General features: G+C 50.4%; 18 protein-coding genes and 1 tRNA gene. 6 read left to right on the forward strand and 13 right to left on the reverse strand.

Features of this window, described 5'->3' with window-relative positions:
* The first annotated feature begins 810 nt into the window (after nt 1-810).
* From AC1S52_RS23365 to AC1S52_RS23375, 3 genes are all read left to right on the forward strand, one after another.
* Nucleotides 811-3,480, forward strand: coding sequence for a CPBP family glutamic-type intramembrane protease (locus AC1S52_RS23365; RefSeq protein WP_482031442.1), 2,670 nt, complete (start codon nt 811-813; stop codon nt 3,478-3,480).
* A 493-nt stretch (nt 3,481-3,973) separates the two neighbouring features.
* Nucleotides 3,974-4,696, forward strand: a complete 723-nt coding sequence (locus AC1S52_RS23370) for a PRC-barrel domain-containing protein (protein WP_482031443.1) — start codon at nt 3,974-3,976, stop codon at nt 4,694-4,696.
* Nucleotides 4,697-4,758: 62 nt separating this feature from the next.
* Complete coding sequence (locus AC1S52_RS23375; RefSeq protein ID WP_482031444.1) at nt 4,759-5,031, forward strand: WGxxGxxG family protein; 273 nt, start codon at nt 4,759-4,761, stop codon at nt 5,029-5,031.
* A gap of 201 nt (nt 5,032-5,232) precedes the next feature.
* Here AC1S52_RS23375 and AC1S52_RS23380 read toward each other — a convergent pair whose 3' ends face one another.
* Nucleotides 5,233-5,394, reverse strand: a complete 162-nt coding sequence (locus AC1S52_RS23380; RefSeq protein WP_482031445.1) for a PCP reductase family protein — start codon at nt 5,392-5,394, stop codon at nt 5,233-5,235.
* 357 nt (nt 5,395-5,751) lie between these two features.
* On the opposite strand from AC1S52_RS23380, the gene gpmI reads away from it, so the two are divergent.
* The 3 genes from gpmI to AC1S52_RS23395 all read left to right on the forward strand — a co-directional run bounded on the left by gpmI (nt 5,752) and on the right by AC1S52_RS23395 (nt 8,632).
* Nucleotides 5,752-7,350, forward strand: coding sequence for a 2,3-bisphosphoglycerate-independent phosphoglycerate mutase (gene gpmI, locus AC1S52_RS23385; protein ID WP_482031446.1), 1,599 nt, complete (start codon nt 5,752-5,754; stop codon nt 7,348-7,350).
* A gap of 108 nt (nt 7,351-7,458) precedes the next feature.
* The gene (gene secG / locus AC1S52_RS23390) at nt 7,459-7,692 is read left to right on the forward strand and encodes a preprotein translocase subunit SecG (protein WP_482031447.1); all 234 of its coding nucleotides are present in this window, start codon (nt 7,459-7,461) and stop codon (nt 7,690-7,692) included.
* Between the two features lie 28 nt (nt 7,693-7,720).
* Nucleotides 7,721-8,632 carry a hypothetical protein gene (locus AC1S52_RS23395; RefSeq protein WP_482031448.1) on the forward strand — a complete coding sequence of 304 codons (912 nt, stop codon included), beginning with the start codon at nt 7,721-7,723 and terminating at the stop codon, nt 8,630-8,632.
* Here the strand turns inward: AC1S52_RS23395 and AC1S52_RS23400 are convergent, their stop codons facing one another.
* The 12 genes from AC1S52_RS23400 to AC1S52_RS23455 form a co-directional block, all read right to left on the reverse strand.
* The gene (locus tag AC1S52_RS23400; protein ID WP_482031449.1) at nt 8,633-10,243 is read right to left on the reverse strand and encodes a protein kinase domain-containing protein; all 1,611 of its coding nucleotides are present in this window, start codon (nt 10,241-10,243) and stop codon (nt 8,633-8,635) included. It abuts the gene before it with no gap.
* A 688-nt stretch (nt 10,244-10,931) separates the two neighbouring features.
* Nucleotides 10,932-11,123: a hypothetical protein gene (locus AC1S52_RS23405; RefSeq protein ID WP_482031450.1), complete on the reverse strand. Its 192-nt coding sequence runs from the start codon at nt 11,121-11,123 to the stop codon at nt 10,932-10,934.
* A gap of 346 nt (nt 11,124-11,469) precedes the next feature.
* Nucleotides 11,470-12,687, reverse strand: a complete 1,218-nt coding sequence (locus AC1S52_RS23410; protein WP_482031451.1) for an aminotransferase class V-fold PLP-dependent enzyme — start codon at nt 12,685-12,687, stop codon at nt 11,470-11,472.
* Between the two features lie 28 nt (nt 12,688-12,715).
* Nucleotides 12,716-12,787, reverse strand: a tRNA-Asn gene (locus AC1S52_RS23415).
* A gap of 105 nt (nt 12,788-12,892) precedes the next feature.
* Nucleotides 12,893-13,303 carry a thiol-disulfide oxidoreductase DCC family protein gene (locus AC1S52_RS23420; protein ID WP_482031452.1) on the reverse strand — a complete coding sequence of 137 codons (411 nt, stop codon included), beginning with the start codon at nt 13,301-13,303 and terminating at the stop codon, nt 12,893-12,895.
* Nucleotides 13,304-13,535: 232 nt separating this feature from the next.
* Nucleotides 13,536-13,685, reverse strand: a complete 150-nt coding sequence (locus tag AC1S52_RS23425; RefSeq protein ID WP_482031453.1) for a hypothetical protein — start codon at nt 13,683-13,685, stop codon at nt 13,536-13,538.
* Nucleotides 13,685-14,146 carry a hypothetical protein gene (locus AC1S52_RS23430; protein ID WP_482031454.1) on the reverse strand — a complete coding sequence of 154 codons (462 nt, stop codon included), beginning with the start codon at nt 14,144-14,146 and terminating at the stop codon, nt 13,685-13,687. The genes AC1S52_RS23425 and AC1S52_RS23430 overlap by 1 nt, the downstream gene beginning before the upstream one ends.
* Nucleotides 14,147-14,149: 3 nt before the next feature.
* Nucleotides 14,150-14,497, reverse strand: a complete 348-nt coding sequence (locus AC1S52_RS23435; RefSeq protein ID WP_482031455.1) for an STAS-like domain-containing protein — start codon at nt 14,495-14,497, stop codon at nt 14,150-14,152.
* Nucleotides 14,498-14,982: 485 nt separating this feature from the next.
* Nucleotides 14,983-17,262: a molybdopterin oxidoreductase family protein gene (locus AC1S52_RS23440; protein ID WP_482031456.1), complete on the reverse strand. Its 2,280-nt coding sequence runs from the start codon at nt 17,260-17,262 to the stop codon at nt 14,983-14,985.
* Nucleotides 17,259-17,570: a DUF1830 domain-containing protein gene (locus AC1S52_RS23445; protein ID WP_482031457.1), complete on the reverse strand. Its 312-nt coding sequence runs from the start codon at nt 17,568-17,570 to the stop codon at nt 17,259-17,261. Before AC1S52_RS23445 ends, AC1S52_RS23440 begins: the two co-directional genes overlap by 4 nt.
* Nucleotides 17,571-17,692: 122 nt before the next feature.
* Nucleotides 17,693-18,520, reverse strand: coding sequence for a nitrate ABC transporter ATP-binding protein (locus AC1S52_RS23450; RefSeq protein WP_482031458.1), 828 nt, complete (start codon nt 18,518-18,520; stop codon nt 17,693-17,695).
* A 70-nt stretch (nt 18,521-18,590) separates the two neighbouring features.
* Complete coding sequence (locus tag AC1S52_RS23455) at nt 18,591-20,624, reverse strand: nitrate ABC transporter ATP-binding protein (RefSeq protein WP_482031459.1); 2,034 nt, start codon at nt 20,622-20,624, stop codon at nt 18,591-18,593.
* Nucleotides 20,625-20,701: the final 77 nt, after the last annotated feature.

Raw genomic sequence — 20,701 nt, forward strand, 5'->3', positions numbered from 1 at the left:
CCTAACCGTTCGTACTGCCCAGTCCACTTGCTAATGAAGCCTGAACTCACTCCTATACTCTCTCCAATCTCTCGATGTTTGTATCCTTTGAGAAACATCTGGATGGCAACAGCACGCTTGAGTTCACAGGCATCCGGGTTAGAGGCAATAAAGTCATTCAGTTCATCTAGCATAGAACCATTCCGAGTCGTGCTTAAGTCCTCTCTATATTCTCACAACTGACTTGGGATTGCTATAACTCCCTGTTAACGCTGTAATTACTGCTTTCCTTTGTATAAGGGACATTCTCCATCCTACACATCATAGCCCGTCTTAATGGGATGCACCTCACTGAAACGAGGTATGGCTATATCAGGACGAATTCCGTACATTCTCCACTGACCACAGCGGGTCTGCCACTAACGCCAGACCCAGGTATCTTTAAACCGATACAGTGGCTAGTGCAAACGCTGCTCATCCAACTCAAAGCACTGCTCCTACGCCTTGATAATTCCTAGGAATCATTTTCTTTCTTTACATCTATTTAGAAGCAGCTTCTTCGGGTGGCATATCTCTCTTTGAGTACTTTGAGTACCACAAATCACCTTTATTTTGTGAGTTCTAGTTCGACAGCTGGGTAGAACTCTTTCACATGCTTAGGCGACTGAAGACGATAGACCCGCTTGCTTTCCTTAGCTTTATGCACATACTCTCGGTACTTTGGAGTGAGCTTCTTGTGGCACAGCCAAACCGTATAATTATCTTCCAACGCTCATCCTAGCCATTTACGGGGTACATCCTAATGCTCCATAAGAATCTCAGCAGGTTCATATGAAGATCAATGCGCTGCAACGATGGATTAAAGGTCAATTCGTGCGATCGCTGCCATTTAGAGTATTCCTGGCAATCTCAGCAGTTGTCCTGTTCGTGCTGCATAGTGTTCGGTTGCCAGCCGTTGAACCCGCCTTACCCCCCTCGCAATATTCCTCCACCATTACAGCCCCCTTCAACCAGCCTAGCTTCTACCCCATCACATCCGCTCCACAGTCCCCCGTTTACCGTCCCGTTGGTGAATGGGTGGGGCGCTTAATTTTGCCGGAGGCAGCCGAGTATCAACAAGTTACGAAGGAACAGCAAGAAACGGATTGGGCATGGTTTGAAGTTCAGGTTGCACCAGCTAATGCAAAATCTCTGGTCGGTCAAACGGTGCGACTGGCGTGGCAAACAGACCCACGCTTACAGCTATACGTCAACACGGCATCCCGCGATGTTCGGTTTACCCCATCGGCTGACCAGGCGTTCAAAAACGGTGTGATTAATCCCATCCGGCTCAACGGTCGTGCCCAAGTAGGTCCGCTGCAATCCCTGGCAGGGGGGCATCCCTATGATGATGTGACCGTCGTATTACGGGGAACGGTTGCGATGGAGACAGGAGAAGACAAGGGCAATAGAGACGGTAACGATGGCAAGGAAGTCCCTCCATCTGAAGCCCAAACTCCAAACCCTAAAAGCTCCACGACCCTTCGCATCAACCGGGAACCCGCCCAAGCAACGGGGCGATTTTATGGGTTGGTGAAAATTCTAGCGCCAGTGAGACCCAAAGACCCGAACGATTTACCTCAACACTGTCCGGGAAATCCACCCTGCACCAGCGATCGGTTCCGGGTGCAACATTACAATCCTGTTTCCCGGCAGTTTGATGGCGCTCAAGCAATGATTCGCATCCCCCAGCAACCGCCAGACAAAGATGGGGTCTTCAACATGACCACCCGTGATCTGGAAAAATCTGCCGCAGGTTCGGCAGGTTGGTATATCTTTGGCTCACCGGATCAAGCTGGAGTGTTTACAGTGCAGGCAATTCAGCCGCGATCGCTGCTCCAGCTTAGTCCCCAGCAAGTCATTCTCGGTTACAAAGAAGGGCTAAAATATATCGTTTTTGAGAACTGGAAAGACGTAGTATCTCACAAAGGCAGTATTCAAACGGTACTGGTTGGTTCAACGGCTAAAACGCCCGAAGCGGCTCAGGCTGCCTGGAAGGTGGGAACCCGTTTTCTGGCAATCCACAATTATGGTGGACGGGGTGGCACGCATCCCAAGCATGAGTCCTTCGTGGCTGGAACCTACGCCGGACACTTCTCCTTTGGCGTGGGAGAAGTGACACAAGATCCATTCACAAACGACCCGATCCTCAACTATGACTATTTGCAGGTGTATGGCAATGGTGGAGATGGCACCCTATCCGGTGGGCAAACCTGGGCAAATTACATGGGCAATTTGCGTCGAGGCGTCATGGGCACTCGCCCGATTTCGGATGCCCTGATTCAGCTAGACGAGCTAACCGAGGACTACAACTTTGGCGGCACCAAACTATCCTTCTTTAACGAACTGATTGTTGAACTCAGTTTGGTTGGGGCACGCTACCGGATTGGCGATGGCAGCGGCGATTCCACCATCACCTCGGCAACCTCCTGCGTTCAGGATTCTGCTCAAGCATTATTCATGACCCTGCGTCGATTCCGGCAAAAGATTGAAGCCAATCCTGAAATTATTCAATGGATGCAGACCCATCCAGATGATCCAAACACCGATCGCTTTCGGCGGTTGATAAAACTGGGCAAGGATCTGGCAGAGGAGCTCACCCCAATGGGGGTAGTGCGCTGGGATTGGCAGCAGAACGCGGACATCTTGACGGGCGTTCATACCAATCAGCAGTTTGTCAGCATCGATGATTTCCAACTCAAAAACCTGGCAACAGGGTTGATTAGCTGGCGAACCGCCATGCCCCGCCAGGGACACGATGAACTTGCCCAACTGTTTTTGCACCATGGCGCAACCGTCTGGTTTCTGCGTTCCAATCAAATCGGTGGCACCGATCCGGGTATTGATCCCCTGGAACCCACCCTGTTACTGGGCGCATGGAAACTGCCGTTTACCAACATTCCGCTGCCCGCCTACCTGGTGATCCGCACCTTTGGCGGAGTCACGATTCCCACAGGTTTCGATTGGCTCAAAACGCTGGGAATTTTGCTGAGTTTTGCGGCGATCGCCCTTCCCCTCGGTTTCTCAAATGGATTTTTCCACTGGCAACCCCAGAAACCCTGGTATCACCAATTAAGAACGTTGCTGCGGCTTCTGTTCGTTCCTGCCCTATTACAAGAGTATGTATTTCGAGTTCTCCTGATCCCTTATCCGGTCGATTGGCTACCCGAAACAACCTGGTGGGGCTGGGCAATGCTGGCATTAGGGACATTTGTAGGCTTTCAATGGCTCTATGCCCGTTGGAAACTGCCATCCTGGTATGCCACGATTCCTCATTCAACGTTTCTGATTTTAATGACCTTGTTGGGTTTAGCCTGCACCGTTGCCTATCGCCTCACGGGTTCTTTATGGACTATCACGGTCATTCACTGGATCGCAGTGTCGGGGTGGTGGCTGTTCCTCAACCAAAACCACCCGCTGTCCTGGAGCAAGAACCACTATCCCACACTCGATCGCACATAAAACCCTTCATCCTGTTCTGCCTTACATCAGCCATCCACTCATCCACTCATCCACCTATCCACTCATCCACAGGTTACGGAAATCCCTATTTGTCTGAGTCCGTGCAGGCGAACTTTGTTTGTGTAGTTGCGGTTAAAACCGCAACTACACAAACAACCTCTAAGGCTGAACTTTAGGGCTGAGCTTCAAATCTACGTTTAGGAATAGATGAAGAGATTCTTTGTGAATAGCCAAGTCAGCCGCTAGGAAGAGGAATTTAAACAGTAGACTTCCTAGGATTTTCTTAGGAGATGTTGAGATGTTTTTTTTGGTAGTGCCACTAAAGTTGCAATAAAAGTTTTTGCCGATTTTACAAACATTTGGCAATCCCATCTAACAAAAGGTTTCGCCCGTGTCGGCACTTTTAAGACACCTCTTTGCCTGTCACAGCAATGATTGATAGCAGACATGCACACGCACCTTCTTAAGATCGTTTAGTACAAAGGAAAGTCATATGCCTTTATTAAAGATTAAAGACTTTGATCCAGATTACAAAGATACCTTCGGTGGCTACGACCTGAAAGGGTTGGATGTCTACTCCGATGTGAACAATGAGAAAATTGGTACCATCAGTGACCTGTTGGTTGATGACCAGGGGCATTTCCGTTACTTCCTAATTGACTTAGGGTTCTGGGGATTTGGTAAGAAGGTATTAATGCCCGTTGGCCGCACTCAAATTGATAGCGATGGGCGGCATGTGCGGGCTTTGGGATTCACCAAAGAACAGGCTGAAAACCTGCCTGAATTCAACGACAGTTTGAAAATTGATGACCAGTATGAAGAACGGGTGAGAGGCTCTTACCGTAGACCCCCAGTGAGTCCTCAGGTCAGCCCATTGGAGGCATCCGCACCGCTAGATAGCCATCCTGCTGGGATCCCCGCCGCGGGTGGACCGATGCCAATGGGAAATCAAACAGCGGGTTACCCTCCTACGGTTGCTCCAGATGCAGATCGCTACTACCAACAACAGGGCACCCCAGCACGTCCTCCAGTTCAGCCAGCCCCTGTGCCTGGACACTCAAGTTATTCACAGCCAGGTTACTCAAACGACGTACCTGCTTACAACTACCAACAGGATCCTGATCTATATGGAATGAATGAGCAAAACCATTCCATCCTTCAGCGATATGAACAGCGCTTGATCTCGAAAAGAAGTCAGGCAAGGCAAACCCGGTAAATTTTCTCCTGCGTTTATGCAATATTTCGATGTCCATGTACAGAATTGAAAGGAAATCAAAAATGAAACGTTCTTCTTTAGCAAAAGTCTTTGGAGCTACCTTTCTCGCTTTGAGTCTTTCTACCTTACCTGCGATCGCTCAAGATGCCCCCGCAACCGGGCAAACTACACAACAACAAACTCAAGGGGAAGAGTTTGATTGGGGTTTATTAGGGCTGCTGGGTTTGATTGGGCTGGCAGGTTTAGCTGGGAAGAATAACGCGCGATCGACAACCGATGAACCGACTCGCTACCGTGACCCAAACGAGGTAGGTTCTCAAACAAACCGTTACTAAGGGGCTTGCAATCAAATAATGTCCCAGTTGTAGGATGTGTTAGGCATTAGCCGTAACGCATCGAAGGGATCTTATTTTCGCGTACAGCCCTAAGTGGATCGATACTGCCTCTTCAAGGGAATCCATCTCCTGAATTGGGATAGGCGAGAGACGAATAGGCGGATAGAGGATAGAGCCAGTTGGCATGTACCTTTATCCGCCTTAATTAGAGCCAAACTTCTGTTTTGCTTGTTCATACACTTCAACCGTAATTTGAGAGGTTCCCAGTTCCTGGGCAAACTTCTCAATTTTTTTACGGGCTGCCGGACGCACAAAAAAAGGAATTTCTTTGAGCCGTGCCTCTGCTTCAGCGGTCCACTCCATAAAGTTACTCGTTCAGGTTTAGTTCAAGATATAGCGTTTTTGAATCCGGTGAGGTTCATGGATAGCCGTAGAATCCTTGAGTCAAACAGATGAGACGTACCTCACCCAGAAAGGAAACGCTGTAAGCAACTGCTATTTTTGCATTCAACGGGAGCATTGTTGAATTCTCCTTCGATCACAAGTTAGGATCAAGGAAAGAAATGCACTGAGTCAATCCAGACAAGCATGGATACTGGTTATATCAAGTGGATCTACTGTCAGAAAGTCTTCACTCTGGTATCTTTGCTAATTTGAGGATGATGACACCAATGGTATGATTTGCGGAGAATTACTCTAGATGGAAGGGCGAGTTTGAGTATGGCGCAAGCGCCTGTGTCTCCAGTAGTACTGGTCATCTTAGACGGATGGGGTTACCGCGAGGAAACGGATGGTAACGCCATTGCGGCTGCAAACACTCCTGTGGTGGATAGTCTCTGGGCAGCCTATCCTCACACATTGATTCGGACTTCAGGTAAAGCCGTTGGGTTACCTGAAGGGCAGATGGGTAACTCAGAAGTTGGGCACCTTAATATAGGAGCCGGTCGGGTGGTCCCTCAGGAGCTAGTCAGGATTTCAGATGCAGTCGAAGACGGCACTCTGCTCCAAAATCCCGCTCTCGTCAAAGTTTGTCAGGAAGTGAAGCAAAGAGGCAGCAAGCTGCATCTGATTGGGCTGTGTTCGGATGGTGGTGTCCACTCCCATGTCGATCATCTGTTAGGGTTGCTTGACATGGCAAAGGCCCAACTACTGAGTGAGGTTTGTGTCCACGCTGTTACGGATGGGCGCGATACCCCTCCATCATCAGGGATTCATTCAATCCAACGGATTCAGGATCATCTCGATGCGATCGGGTTGGGCAAAATTGTTACGCTCAGTGGGCGCTATTACAGCATGGATCGAGATCGCCGTTGGGATCGTGTCAAGCTTGCTTTTGATGTGATGACCCAGGATGGAGATGGGGATGGGCGCTCCGTGTTTGAGGTATTGCAATCATCCTACGATGCTGGTATCACAGATGAGTTTGTGCTTCCAACCCGCATTGCTTCCGGCTCTGTAGAACCTGGGGATGGGGTGATCTTCTTCAACTTCCGCCCTGACCGTGCCCGCCAGCTAACTCAAGCCTTTGTTGATCCAACCTTTGAAGGATTTGAGCGGGAATGGATCGAACCTCTGGCTTTTGTCACCTTCACCCAATACGATTCCAACCTGCCTGTGCTGGTTGCCTTTGAACCTCAAAACCTCAATAACATTCTCGGTCAGGTGATTGCTCAACACGGTTTGCGCCAGTTCCGCACGGCTGAGACTGAAAAATATGCTCACGTCACCTACTTTTTCAATGGTGGCATTGAAGAACCTTTTGCTGGCGAAGACCGAGAACTGGTTCCCAGTCCTGCGGTCGCCACCTATGATCGCGAACCCCCCATGTCTGCCGATAAGGTTACAGAAGGGGCGATCGCGGCGATTGGCAAACGCATATACTCGTTTGTTGTGATTAACTATGCCAACCCTGACATGGTAGGTCATACGGGCAAAATGGAACCGACGATTCAGGCTTTGGAAACAGTGGATCGCTGCCTTGGTCGTCTCCTCGAAAGTGTGATTCAGGCAGGCGGTACCACCATCATCATTGCGGATCACGGTAATGCCGAACTGATGTGGGATGCGCAGGGCAACCCGTGGACAGCACACACAACCAATCCGGTTCCCTTTATCCTGGTTGAAGGCGAAGGGCGCAAGATCCCCGGTCATGGCACCGAAGTAGCCCTACGCTCCGATGGTCGTCTGGCAGATATTGCCCCCACCATTCTCGACATTTTGAAACTGCCCCAACCCCCTGAAATGACTGGGCGCTCAATGATCCTGCCAACGGATGTCGAAATTCGCGCTAACCGCACTCCAATCAAGGTTGCCCGCTAAATAGCACCGACTACCGACACCCCCAAATGAATGCCGACTGACACCCCAGAGTACTAGACTAGAAACTGTGGTTTAAGACCCATTGCCCTCTGCATTAAAGGTTACTCAATGCCATTGACGTATATTGTTCAAGCAATTTGGGCGCTATCTGCCCTCGGTCTGATTATTCTGGTGCTGCTTCACAGTCCCAAAGGTGACGGTTTAGGGGGATTGGGAGGGCAGGCACAGTTGTTCACCAGCACCAAGAGTGCTGAAACCACTCTCAATCGTGTGACCTGGATTCTGACCGTCGTCTTTATGAGCCTGACGGTGATTCTAAGTGCTAACTGGTTGCCCAAATAGCTAATCACCGCCCTATTCTTGGAGAACAATGGCATTTTGCCTGAAAAGCTGGATCCGACGATTGCTCGTTGTACTGGTTGGAACAGGGTTGGCGATCGCCCTTCCCCAAGTTTCTATCCTCTCCAGTCAGGCGACCCTGCCCTCCACTTCACCATCCCCCCCCCCCTATTTCACTGAAAGTTTCGCGCGCCCAACCCTGGCAAATCTAGAGGTCCTGTCTAGCGGCCTAACCCGGTCCCCTCTCTCGCTACCTTCCCTCCGCCCCCACCCTCTACCGTCTACTCTGGCAAGATGGCAGGATGCCGCGCAATCAGGAGATTATTTTGATCAGGTCAAGTCGGTTAGTGCAGGCTATTTGATTTGGTCAACCTTTCCAGTTAGCATTTTCATTGAGCCACTGACCGCTGAAGAAGCCAGGTATCCGTTTACGACCAGTCGGGCAGAGGCATGGATCACAGCCGTCTCCCAGGCAGTACAGGAGTGGAATCCCTATTTGCCTTTGCAAATCGTCCCCCAGGCTGAAGGGGCAGACATTACAATTCGGCGATCGCCTCCTCCCCTCCGACTTGACCCGGATGAACCAGCCCCAGCTAGTACCAGCGGACGACCCACCCTTCCCCTCAGTCGTGCCCGTTCCGCTGAAACCCGATTTGAGCTTTACCTGCGGCAGGCTGCTTCGACTGCCCCCTCTGAAGGGGGAACCCTGGCACACCGATTTACAATTTATCTGCGCCCCGATCAAGCTATTTCTTACATCCAGGCAGCCGCTCGCCATGAAATTGGGCATGCTCTCGGTATCTGGGGGCATAGCCCCTTACAGACAGATGCCCTCTATTTCTCCCAGGTGCGAAATTCTCCGCCCATTTCCAACCGGGATATCAATACCCTGAAGCGTGTGTATGAGCAACCTACACGGGTTGGGTGGACACTGCCTCAATAATTACCACATGCCCCGCTTTCCACTGGGTCGAACCGTCATCCAATTTGTGCGCGCCATTGCCAGTTGCTCTTCAGTTAACTTGGCACCAGTCAGGTTTGCACCACAGAGATTTGCCCCCCGCAGATTAGCGTTCAGTAAATAAGCAGAAGAGAGGTCGGCTCCCCGCAGGTCAGCAGACTCCAAATCCGCATTGCTCAGGTATGCTTTGACTAAATTGGCATCTCGCAAGTTTGCCCGATTCAGGTTTGCCCGGCCAAAATCAGTATTGGATAGGATGGCACCCTGAAGGTTGATTTTATTCAGGTTTGCCTGATGAAAATTGGCACCCGCCAGGTTTGCTTTTGGCAGGGAGATGCCGTTGAGGTCATGGGAGGCAAAATCACGCACTCCCTTTGCGTAGTAGGTTTTCAAGTTATCAGCGTCTAACCGAACGGGGATTCTACTCTTCTCTCCAGTAAACTCCCGTCGCCGACCGGCTGAGTTATCCCGGTTGCGGAGGGATGAATTAAGAGAAGAACGAGAGTCAATACTGGAGCCGCGACCGGATCCGGATTGCAGCCCGGTAGAATCCAGTCGTTGTCGTGCCCGAATTGCCATGGCGGCACGGGTAGCCGGTGATGAAGGAGTACCGCCAGTCGAGTCAGGATCGCGATAGCTACCCGGTTTTCGCCCAGCCCCTCCTTGTTTTGCCATACCCTTTTCCAGGCTTTCCAGATAAGGCTCTAAATCGAGTTCTCTAAAAATCTTCTGTGCATCCTGGTAGCGACGTTTGACCGACACCTCTAGCATGTTCTCCAGCACTTTGGCAAAATGCTCACTGATATGAACATACTTTCTCCAAAGCAATTCGCCTGTGGTGGGGTCGTAGTCAAGGTCTTTGGGAGACTTGCCGGTGAGTAAATAAATGCAGGTGACACCCAGCGCATAAACATCACTGGCGGGAACCGGGCGCATTGCCATCTGTTCTGGTGGAGCAAAGCCCGGTGTCCCGATTGCATAAGAAGTGAATGCCGTTTGCTCCGAATTACTGGTCTGGGACTGCTGCTGGTACTTAACTGCCCCAAAGTCAATTAGCACCAGTTTGTGATCCTGGGCACGCCGAATGATGTTGGCAGGTTTAATGTCTCGATGAATGACTCGGTTATTGTGAATGTACTCGAGGACAGGCAAAATTTCACTGAGAAAATGCTTGACCCCATGCTCAGTCAGTGGTCCATCTTTTTTGACGATTTGTTGTAGAGTAGAGCCACTGACATATTCTTGAACCAGGTAAAATTCTTGGTTTGCCTCGAAATAGTCGAGCAGGCGAGGCACCTGGGGATGGTTCCCAATTCTACCGAGGGTTTCGGCTTCTCGCTTAAAGAGTTCCCGTGCCATGTCCAGGACATGGGGAGCGGTTGCAGTGGGACGTAGTTGCTTGATGACACAGTTGGGTTGACCGGGTAGCGATTCATCGATCGCGAGGAAAGTAGCCCCGAAACCGCCCTGACCTAGCGTTTGCATCACTCGATAGCGATCGCGCAGGAGCAGTTTCGCACCACAAGCCTGACACACGTCTACCTGAAGTGAGTTTTGAGGATTTGGACAGCCCGAGTTTAAGCAGTAGCTCATTAGCACCACTCGCTATCAATTTTCGACAACTGGAGTATTGCGACCCTGACTTCATTATCCGGGTAGAGACGGCAAATAGGAGTGTCGTTCATGCGGGAAATCCGTTGAAGAGTTGCTGAAGTTGCCCTCTTTACGCTTGAAGCATCCATAAATGTCCTTGGAACTACGGATTCCGCCGTTTACTTACGATACACCCTTCGTTACTAAGATGCCCAAAACAGTCACCATTACAACAATCCATCACAATCATGACCCAGGCACTGGGGGAGGGAGAAACGTCCTTCTAATCAGTACTGTGATTGGAAAGGAATTTCCGTTCATTTACAAACAATATAAGAACAGTACACTGCCTTTACTGGGGTGAGGCACCCCCTCGGGGATTTCCGCATCGGCTGAGTCACTTGCGTATATTTAAACTCAAAAACTCCATACACCTGATTAAATATATTTTAATCGCTAAAAATCCCAATACAAAAATGATCGCCCGGAGGATTATTTTTCTGGGCGATCGTCCATTCTTTGTTGATAGCTAAATCAGCAATGCACCAGTAAAAGTTTATCCAAAAAGCCTCAGCCACTAAAGTGCAATTTAAAGCCTAGTTAAACCCAAGAACCCTTGGGATAAGCTTGAAGGAGATTGCTAAAAGATAAAGTTTATGAATCCAAATTTCCTAATTAAAAAGGTCGATTAATGAACAGATAATTGAGTAACCAAACTGGACAATGGCGGCATTGACAGAAGATCTAGGGAACGACGGGCATTTCTAGCTTCTAAAGAGGGATCAGGCATTTCTTGCCAGCAATAGGGACAAAACCAGTAAATGCCACTATGGCGGGCATGGCGTAGTAGCACTTCAGAGCAGCACGGACACGTATTCATAGAGCGCCTCTTAAAGCAAGTTAGTAAAAAATTATGTGGGGTAAACCCTAGCAACAAAAAAATTAAATCAGATGCCTTCCACTATAAAAGAAGCAAAAGATAGGCACAATTAGCCCTTTTTCAGGAACTCTGGAAAATCCTAGTAATTATTACAATATTGAGTATTGCCTTTTACCAACCGTCCAGGATCTATCTAAAGACCGTTGACCGAAGTCCGGGAAGACTTTCAAGGATCTGGTCTTCCTGATTCAGCCTAAAAACCGATGAAGATTAAGGGCAAATACGGAGTTAATCGGGTTCTCATAAAGATTTATTTTGGGGATCAATTGTCCATAAATCGCATTACTTATTTACAAGTGATTTTTTCTTTTTTCTCTTCATCTAGCAAGTTTGTCAGAGCTTCTAGCAGGTACTCGTACTGCTCTAAATAGTTGTAAAGTTGGGCAGAAATTCTCACCTTTCGGCTAGTAGGGTTGGGATAGGGAATGACTGGCACTTCAATCTGGTAGCGATTTAGCAGTTCATCCTGGAGTTTTTGAGGGTTACCATCAGGCAAGGGAAGAACCGCCATGGAACCAACCATCTCATCAGGGCAGGACAGGGGTAGATTTAGCGCTTCATGGAGGCTTCGACGAACAGCCAGCGCTAGAGTCCGATTTTTTGCCATTAATTCAGACCAGCCGTTAGCCAGTAGTGATCCCATAAACTGAATGGCTTCTGGCACACAGAGGTATGACGTGGGATCGACGGTGCCCATCCAGTCAAACTCCAATCGAAACTGGGAGCGATCGCGACGGGGAGAGTTGGCACCGTGGCTAATAGTGAGGGGGCGAATAGCAGATTGGCGATCGCGTTGTACATATAAAAAAGCTGCGCCTTTAGGGGCACACAACCATTTGTGGCAGTTGCCGGTGTAGTAGGTGGCTCCTAATTGGCGCAGGTTTAGTGGCACCATACCGGGAGCATGGGCACCATCGATCAGAGTCTCAATGCCCCTTTGGGTCATTACTTGAATTAATTGGGCGATGGGAAACACCAGTCCAGTTTGGCTGACCACATGGTCGAGCAATGCTAACCGGGTCCTGGATGAAACACAGTGAGTGACGGCTTCAACCACCATCTCTGGAGATTGAATAGGAAAGGGCACGTCGGCAACGACAATCCTCAAATCAAATCGTTCAGCCACATAATTTAAAGCATTGCAGCAGGCGTTGTATTCCTGATTAGTGGTCAGCAGCTCATCTCCTGGCTCAAATTTAAGGGACTTTAACACCGTATTGATGCCAGTCGTTGCATTGGGCACAAACACCAGATCCGCCGCATCTGCTCCCACAAATGCTGCCAGTTCACTGAGAGCGGTATCCATCAACCCCTCCATATCCCTGGCAAAAAACTGAAATGGCTGACGCTCTATCCGTTCCCGCAATCGGTTCTGAGCCTCCAGCACCGGCACCGGACAGGCACCAAACGAACCGTGATTGAGAAAAGTGATCTCTGGAGAGAGTAGCCAGAATTCAGAAAATTGATTGGGTAAGGGACGCTGCTTTACCAACTCATCCTTCATCCCTTTTCCTTATATCCTTTTATACCAACTCCCCAGGCAGGATTCGAACCTGCGACCAATCGGTTAACAGCCGACCGCTCTACCACTGAGCTACTGAGGAACGCTCAACATTGCGAATCCTATCGTATCGATAATTTGGATCATTTGACAAGCCTTTTGTAAAAATTGGTGAGAAAATTCCCTTTTTCAGATTCCCATCCAGGTTTCACAAACGACAGTTCTCCGACAGACAGGCTGGATAAATTGATTGGTAGGTCGTGGTGCGCTGACCAAAGATGGCATAGCGGTGATCACGAATCTGCTCGTAGGCGCGATCGCCCACCCACTTTACTCCGGGCAATGCCCGGTAAGCGTTCACAAACACCTCACCCATTGGCAGAACTCGTCCAATTTCCTCGGCAGCCGCCGTTCCCTGCCACCGCTGGTCTGGAAAATCAGCATTGACCAGAATCATCCCCATTTCGCAGTCTTGAGCAGTAATTCCCAGATCGTTGAGGGACTCCTCATCCTGCATCGGGATGTACTGAAACAGGTTTCCCTGATCCAGATTTTCTAATAGGCGTACCAGAGTAACACACAGGTTGCAGTTGCCATCGTAGATTACGTAGTAGGGCATGGGAGGGAAGAGAAGTAAGGGGGCAGGGGAGAAAGGAGGGGAGAGAGGAAGGAGGGCAGGGGGCTAGGAAAAACCCTGAGGCTGATTACTCTGACTATGCCAAGCTGCAAGGTACGGAAGGCTTTCGATTTTTGTGAAGTATATTGTCATCTTGAACCAAGTAGCATCGAGTAAAGGATCTCAGGCTTTTGCGATCTATCCAGATTCTTCGTCTTGCTCGGAATGACAAAGTTTAAATTTGGGTGCCATTATCAGTGGAGCGATCGCGAAGTGCTGGAACCTGGATATCAAGAACGACGGCATAATCCATGTCATCAGTGATGATCTTTACTTGCCCTGCCTCTGCTCGACTGATGGCTTCGAGGATCAGAAGATCGTACATCAAGAGCCTGGGTCTTGGAAACGGGCTAGAGAGGCATTGGTAATTTCTTCGTTGACTATCAAATCAATTGGTAGAGCCAATCCCTCAACCTGCTGCCAAGCTGATTCAACCTCTGCAACGACGCTTGCCCGTTCCGCTAGGTTGTTGTGGCGATATTCTTTAGCGTCTAGAGAACTTCCTGTCCGTTGATTGTAGATCTTAGGCTCTGTTTTCTCAATGGCGTGGGCAAGTTCTGCCAGGATTAAGCCAGAGTAGACCAGGGTTGCTCCGTTCCGTCGCGCCTTACTGAGGTAGGGGGTATAAGCTCGAATTTTGTTAGGAGCATTGGGAGATGAAGCGATCGCGTTAGTGTAGGTTTGCCAGAGCCAGACATTAGTATCGACTAGAAAAATATCATCCTGACGTGGAATATCGTTGCGAATGTCGATGACTTCCGCCTGGATAGTGAGATTGATGGGCATGATCTAGAAGCTTGCAGCGTACTGTTCTAGCACGGTATCAACTGCGTTCTGGTATTGATCATCAGAATAATAGTGCTTGGCGTTCTCAATGACGCGCTTCAAAATGCTGTGCCCGTTGGCAGACAGGTTGGTGATCTTGAGAAGTTCGTTGAGCTTGTCAGGGGAAAGATCTTTCAGCAGTTGCCCGATCGCGAAGTTGAAGAAGGCAGAGGCAAAGACGGTGACTCCGTTGAAGTCTAGCTCCACAGAATGACCCGCCAGGAGTGCAGAGTGAATGCAGTCATAGATTTGCTGTCCACTTTCAGAATCGGTTGCAAACTCTCCAGCGATATCCTGAACTCTATAAGTCATACCTGGATTTCCTTCATCTCGAAAAGCTTGCCTCAAGTTACCCAATGTAAAGCGTTGACTGGGCTGATTTTATTTAGCTAATTTAAGTACAGCCCTACATATTGAGTTGAACGTGCTGCATTCAATTTCGATAGCACCAGATATGCAGTACATAAACTACGGGCATAAATAGTACACATAAACTAATTGTAAATGCGGCAATCCTCAATTGCGCCCAGGATAAAAGCGCCTAACCTGAATTACTAAGTGTATAACTCTGGCAAGCTTTTTTTTCGACTTAAACCGAGTTGATGTAACATCCTAGAAATGGTGCCAGTACTAATTGAGCTTTCCCATAACTCAGCCATCTGCGCTTGGGTTTTGCCCCCATGCTGTTTAGCAAACTGGGCAAACTTGTCCTTATAAATTGGATAAATAGATTGTTTAATGGGATTTCGGTTATTGTTTTGGGGTTTCTAACTTACAAATTAGCTCTTGACAGCCCTCTAAACCGACAATGGTGAAGAGACAATAACCGATGGGGCGGATTGAGTCAGCGACTCCGACGTAAGCCGGTTTGTGTGGATTGGCAGAAGTTGAACCGCACAGGCTTTCAATTCTGGTTGACCAGAGTCAGGGCACGCATGGTGATGGGTGAGGGCATTTGCCTCCGCATGGTCTGCCCACATTTCGCCCCAATGCATAGGCACAAACACCGTACCGGGCGCGATCGCCTTTGTCACTGTTGCCGGGAACCGCGCCATCCCCCGGCGAGATCGGACTTCTACCATCTCTCCCTCTAGAACCCCCAACTTTTCCGCATCGCGGGGATGAATCTCAATAAACGGGCTGTCATACATCTCGCTGGTTTTCTGAATCCGTCCCGTGCGGGTTTGGGTATGCCAGTGACCGTACAGCCTGCCCGTGGTCAGGATGAAAGGATAGCTGTTATCCGGCGGTTCCGCTAGTCCACGGGAGTGGTAAGCCGCAAACCGGGCACGACCATCCGGAGTATGGAAGTGGAGATCAGTATAGAGGCGGGGAGTTGAGAGTTGAGAGTTGAGAGTTGAGAGTTGAGAGTTGAGAGTTGACACTTGAGGAGAACTCATTACTCCACCTTCCCTATCTCTCCCATCCCCTCCTGGTAGAGGCCAATGCAAGGGACCTTCTGCCGCCAGTCGCTCATGGCTCATACCAGACATGTCGCAGGGGCGATCGCGGGTGAGTTGGGTAAATTCGGCAAAGACTTGAGACACGGTTTGAAAGGCAAACTGCTTGGTAAAACCGAGACGGCGACCGACTTCTGCAAAAATTTCCCAATCGGGGCGGGACTCACCGGGCGGGTTGCGAAATTTCTGGCAGAGGGTGACCCGGCGTTCTGAGTTGGTCATGGTGCCGGTTTCTTCACCCCACTGGGAAGCAGGCAGTAATAAATGGGCATAGGCAGAAGTCTCGGTTGGGTAGTAGCAGTCCTGGTAGACCGTGAAGGGCGATCGCCGCAGGGCTGCCTTCGTTCGTTCCAGATCGGGCATACTGACCACGGGATTGGTGGCTGCAATCCAGAGAAACTGTACATCCCCCGCTTCTAAGCCAGTGATCATGTCCCAGGCAGTCCGACCGGGGACAGGCTGAATGCTTCCGGCAGGCAGTTCCCAGGCTTGTTCGACCTCAGCCCGATGGTGGGCATTACTGACGGAACGGTACCCCGGCAGCAGGTACGATAGTCCCCCCGCTTCCCGTCCGCCCATCGCGTTGGGTTGACCTGTGAGAGAAAACGGGCCAGCACCGGGTTTACCAATCATGCCCGTCATCAAATGCAGATTGATGATGGCACGAACCTTTGCCGTCCCTTCAGAAGACTGGTTCACCCCCATCGACCACATGGACAGTACCCGTTGTGATTCACTCCAGTAACGGGCAGCAGTTTCCACATCCTCCGGAGCAATCTGGCAACGTTCCGCTACCATCTGGGGGGAGTAGTGGCGGATGACCTCAACAAACGCTTCAAACCCGTGGGTATGGTGCTGAATGAAATCTTTGTCGATTAAATCCCATTGCACCAGCAAGTGGGCAATGCCGTTGAGTAAATCAATATCCGTACCGGGACGAATTGCCAGGTGCAGGTCGGCGGCATCGGCGGTTGTGGTGCAGCGTGGATCGACCACAATCAGCTTCACATGGGGATTTTTCTTGTGGTGTTTCCGCAAACGGTTGAACACAATTGGGTGGCATTCCGCGGCATTGCTGCCAATCAGAAAGGCGCAGTCGGTCAAATCCAAATCTTCATAACAGCAGGGGGGACCATCAGACCCCAAACTCTGGACATAGCCTGCTACGGCTGAGGACATGCACAGGCGCGAATTGGCATCAAAATGGTTACTGCCCAGACAGCCTTTCATCAACTTCTGGGCAACATAGTACTCTTCCGTCTGAAACTGCCCAGACCCATACATACACAGGGCATTGGGCCCGTATCCAGCCCGCACAGACTGGATGCGATCGCACACTTGCCCCAAAGCTTCTTCCCAACTCACCCGCCGAAACGGCTGATCCAGCGAATCCCGCAGCATGGGATAGAGCAAACGGTCTTTGTCGAGCGACTCCAGTACTGTTGCCCCTTTGACACAAACCATGCCCTGACTGGAAGGATGGGAGCGATCGCCCCTGACCTGCCACTGGCTGGCGGCTGTTCCATCCTCACAGGCTTCGCCCTTTGGCACTACTTCCAAACCACAGCCGACCCCACAGTAGGGACAAAGCGTTTTCGTTGAACTGGATGTTGTCATTCCGCTGAATCAACCAAATCGTTGTGATTAGATGCTGTTGAGGCGTTTTGAGCCTTCTCTCTAACCCGCAGGCGTGGACAGGGAATCCGCTCCAACAGAGTCATATTCCCTGTGCAAACATGAACCTCTAAGTGGGCATCGGGGAGCGCCTCAAACAAGAGCCGCTGTCCCGGAAACACCATCCGCTCGTAAAGCCAGTTGGGCACATTAGCGATGCGAGCCAGTTGAACCTGGTTGGTTGCATTCTCGTAGTAGCAGAGAATGCGGTCCGACCAGTCGGTGGGGAGTGAGGTAAAGCTCTGAACCATAGGGCAAGTTATAGGTGTCAGGTGCTAGGGAGTAAACAGTTGTTGGTTATTAGTTTTTAGTGATTAGTGAGTCAATTGAACAACCAACAACCAACTACTAACACCTAACAACACGTCCAACCCTAATGGGCTAAAGCAAAGCGGCTAAACAGAAAATCGAGGGCATGGTTGCGGAGGGTGTAGTACTGGGGATCTTCCATGATCTGGGTGCGGTTGCGGGGACGGGAGAAAGGAACGTCCATGATCTCGCCAATCTTGGCGTGGGGACCGTTGGTCATCATCACAATTCGGTCTGCCAAAAATAGTGCTTCATCAATGTCATGGGTGATCATCATGACAGTGACGCGGTGTTTACTCCAGATTTCCAAGAGTTCCTCCTGAAGTTCTTCTTTGGTGATGGCATCCAGCGCTCCAAAGGGTTCGTCCAGAATCAACACCTGAGGATAGATCGACAGGGCGCGGGCAATTGAGACGCGCTGTTTCATGCCGCCAGACAGTTGCCCTGGCTTTTTGTGCATGGCTTCATCCAGACCCACCATTGCCAGATGTTCCCGCACAATTTCGGTCTTTTCCTTCTTAGACTTTTCGGGATAGACCGCATGGACTGCCAGGTAAACATTTTCAAATGCGGTTTTCCAGGGCAACAAAGCGTAGTTTTGGAACACGACCATGCGATCGGGCCCGGGGCGGGTAACCCGCTTACCCTGAACCCGAACCTCGCCCATGGTTGGCTTGCGGAACCCTGAAACTGTATCCAACAGAGTGGTTTTACCACAACCAGAATGCCCAATCACACAGACAAATTCGCCTTCTTTCACAGTCAGGTCAATGTCTTCCAGAACCACATAGGGACCGTCTGGTGTGGGGTATGACTTGGAGACATTTTCAATGACCAGGAATGGCTCGTGGTGGGTCTGGGAAGTAGCTTTGGGGCTTGTGAGTGTTTGCATAGGAAAGTGAGGGGATAGGTGTGAGGGGATAGGTGTGAGGTGAAAATAACTAATGACTAATGACCAATGACTACCCAACTCCCACCTTGCGACTTTTATCCGTCTCAAGATTGTCGAGGATGATTTCTTCGATTTTGATGGGACGGTGAACTTCAAAGCTGTTCAAGTAGCTGATGGGGTCGTCGGGGTTGAAAATTTTACCGTCGAATAGGTGGAAGGGAGTCCGGTTGGGTTCGTTAGCGGGATAGCCCAGTTGGTGGGCGGCTTCCCGGTAAACATCGAGACGGTGGGTTCTTTCGATCACTTCGACCCAGTTTCTGGGGAAAGGGGTGATGCCCCAGCGTGCCAGTTGGGTGAGAATCCACAGGCTTTCTGCTGGACGGGGGCAGTTGGTTTGATCGACGTAAAACTGGTTAAACCGTAGCAACATCTGGGGTTCTTCCCCGTTGATGAAGGTGTAGGGATCGATAAAACCGGGACGGGTATATTCCGGTGCAGAACCCACGTATTGGGGTTGGCAGAGGAGTTCCAGGATTTCTTCACGATTACGGCGATCGTCGCAGTAGTCGCAGGCTTCCATTAGCGCTTTGACCAGGGCAAGGTGGGTCTGAGGATGTTCGTTTGCCCACTCTTCTCGCACACCCAGAACCTTCTCTGGATGCCCCGCCCAGATATCCAGGTCGGTGGCAATCACAAAACCTTGCTTTTCGTGGACAGCACGAGAGTTCCAGGGGTCTCCAGCACAGTAGCCGTCGATGTTGTCGGCAATCAGGTTAGACAGCATTTGAGCTGGAGGAATCACGGCTAAACTCACATCCTGGTCAGGGTCGATGCCACTGGTTGCCAACCAATAGCGCAGCATCAGGTTGTGCATTGAAGTGGGATGAACAATGCCGAGGGTATGAACTTTATCGGGCGTGCGATCAATCGCTTCCTTCAAGTTATCCAGGGTGCGAACACCTTCTTCATATAGCCGGTCATCTAACGTAATGGCATTCCCGTTGCGGCTCATCACCAGGGCGGTAGTCATAGGCAGGGGAACATTGCCGCCAAAGCCGAGGGTCATTGCCAGGGGCATACCAGCAACCATCTGGGCAGCATCTAACCGCTTGGTGGCAACGCCTTCCAGCACTGCTTTCCAACCCGGTTCCCGGGAAAGGGTGACTTCTTCTAATCCGTGCTTGGCAAAGAAGCCTTTTTCTTTGGCAACCACCAGGGGGGCGCAGTCAGTCAGCGGCACAAAGCCAATATCCAGGTTGATCTTCTCCAAGCCATGACGGGCGATCGCCACCGTTTGCTGGCTCTTGCGCTTTTTCTCCCGCTTTTGCTGGTTCAGGAAGTAAATCATCTCACTCCGGAGGGCATAGTAGCTGGGGTGGTTGACCACTTCCATCCGCCGTCGGGGACGGGGAATCGGTACTTCTAAAATCTGTCCAATATGGGCTTCAGGACCGCTGGTCAGCATCACAATCCGGTCAGACAGTAAGAGGGCTTCGTCTACGTCGTGAGTCACCATGACGCAGGTCATCTGGCTCTCTTCGCAGATTCTCATCAGTTGCTCTTGCAGGTTGCCACGGGTCAGGGCATCCAACGCTCCAAACGGCTCATCTAGCAGCAACACCTTCGGACGGATTGCCAGGGCGCGGGCGATCGCCACTCGCTGTTTCATCCCACCGGACAACTCTGCGGGCTTCTTATGAGCCGCATGGCGCAGTCCCACCAGATCGATATGATGCTCGACAATCCCACGCCGCTCCCCCTTTGGTAACCGCTTAAAAACACGATTTACCGCCAGCGCAATGTTTTGGTATACGGTCAGCCAGGGCAGCAGTGAGTAGTTTTGAAACACCACCATGCGATCAGGACCAGGACGAGTCACTTCTCGCCCTTCCAGCACAACGCCACCCTGGCTGGGGCGATCAAGCCCAGCAATCATATTGAGCAGGGTTGACTTTCCGCAACCGGAGTGACCAATCAGGCTAACAAACTCTCCTTCATGAATTGTCAGATTAATGCCTTTAAGGGCAACATACCGTTGCCCTCCAGGGAGGGGAAATACTTTATCAACGTGGTCAATATCGACAAAGGCTGAAAAGACTGACATAGTTCTGAAATAGATGAGGAACTGGAAGGTTTAAGCGAAAAGACAAAGGCTAAGAAACTGAATCAAAAGTTGCAGAC

The organism is Kovacikia sp. CALU 1929 (assembly GCF_056784235.1).

What these genes read in the sequence shown, in the direction of transcription:
- AC1S52_RS23455 (WP_482031459.1), bottom strand. Translation starts at nt 20,624, where the DNA reads ATGTCAGTCTTTTCAGCCTTTGTCGATATTGACCACGTTGATAAAGTA.
- AC1S52_RS23375 (WP_482031444.1), top strand. Translation starts at nt 4,759, where the DNA reads ATGAAACGTTCTTCTTTAGCAAAAGTCTTTGGAGCTACCTTTCTCGCT.
- AC1S52_RS23445 (WP_482031457.1), bottom strand. Translation starts at nt 17,570, where the DNA reads ATGGTTCAGAGCTTTACCTCACTCCCCACCGACTGGTCGGACCGCATT.
- AC1S52_RS23435 (WP_482031455.1), bottom strand. Translation starts at nt 14,497, where the DNA reads ATGACTTATAGAGTTCAGGATATCGCTGGAGAGTTTGCAACCGATTCT.
- AC1S52_RS23365 (WP_482031442.1), top strand. Translation starts at nt 811, where the DNA reads ATGAAGATCAATGCGCTGCAACGATGGATTAAAGGTCAATTCGTGCGA.
- AC1S52_RS23380 (WP_482031445.1), bottom strand. Translation starts at nt 5,394, where the DNA reads ATGGAGTGGACCGCTGAAGCAGAGGCACGGCTCAAAGAAATTCCTTTT.
- AC1S52_RS23370 (WP_482031443.1), top strand. Translation starts at nt 3,974, where the DNA reads ATGCCTTTATTAAAGATTAAAGACTTTGATCCAGATTACAAAGATACC.
- AC1S52_RS23425 (WP_482031453.1), bottom strand. Translation starts at nt 13,685, where the DNA reads ATGTACGATCTTCTGATCCTCGAAGCCATCAGTCGAGCAGAGGCAGGG.
- AC1S52_RS23395 (WP_482031448.1), top strand. Translation starts at nt 7,721, where the DNA reads ATGGCATTTTGCCTGAAAAGCTGGATCCGACGATTGCTCGTTGTACTG.
- AC1S52_RS23410 (WP_482031451.1), bottom strand. Translation starts at nt 12,687, where the DNA reads ATGAAGGATGAGTTGGTAAAGCAGCGTCCCTTACCCAATCAATTTTCT.
- secG (WP_482031447.1), top strand. Translation starts at nt 7,459, where the DNA reads ATGCCATTGACGTATATTGTTCAAGCAATTTGGGCGCTATCTGCCCTC.
- AC1S52_RS23420 (WP_482031452.1), bottom strand. Translation starts at nt 13,303, where the DNA reads ATGCCCTACTACGTAATCTACGATGGCAACTGCAACCTGTGTGTTACT.
- AC1S52_RS23400 (WP_482031449.1), bottom strand. Translation starts at nt 10,243, where the DNA reads ATGAGCTACTGCTTAAACTCGGGCTGTCCAAATCCTCAAAACTCACTT.
- AC1S52_RS23450 (WP_482031458.1), bottom strand. Translation starts at nt 18,520, where the DNA reads ATGCAAACACTCACAAGCCCCAAAGCTACTTCCCAGACCCACCACGAG.
- AC1S52_RS23405 (WP_482031450.1), bottom strand. Translation starts at nt 11,123, where the DNA reads ATGAATACGTGTCCGTGCTGCTCTGAAGTGCTACTACGCCATGCCCGC.
- gpmI (WP_482031446.1), top strand. Translation starts at nt 5,752, where the DNA reads ATGGCGCAAGCGCCTGTGTCTCCAGTAGTACTGGTCATCTTAGACGGA.
- AC1S52_RS23430 (WP_482031454.1), bottom strand. Translation starts at nt 14,146, where the DNA reads ATGCCCATCAATCTCACTATCCAGGCGGAAGTCATCGACATTCGCAAC.
- AC1S52_RS23440 (WP_482031456.1), bottom strand. Translation starts at nt 17,262, where the DNA reads ATGACAACATCCAGTTCAACGAAAACGCTTTGTCCCTACTGTGGGGTC.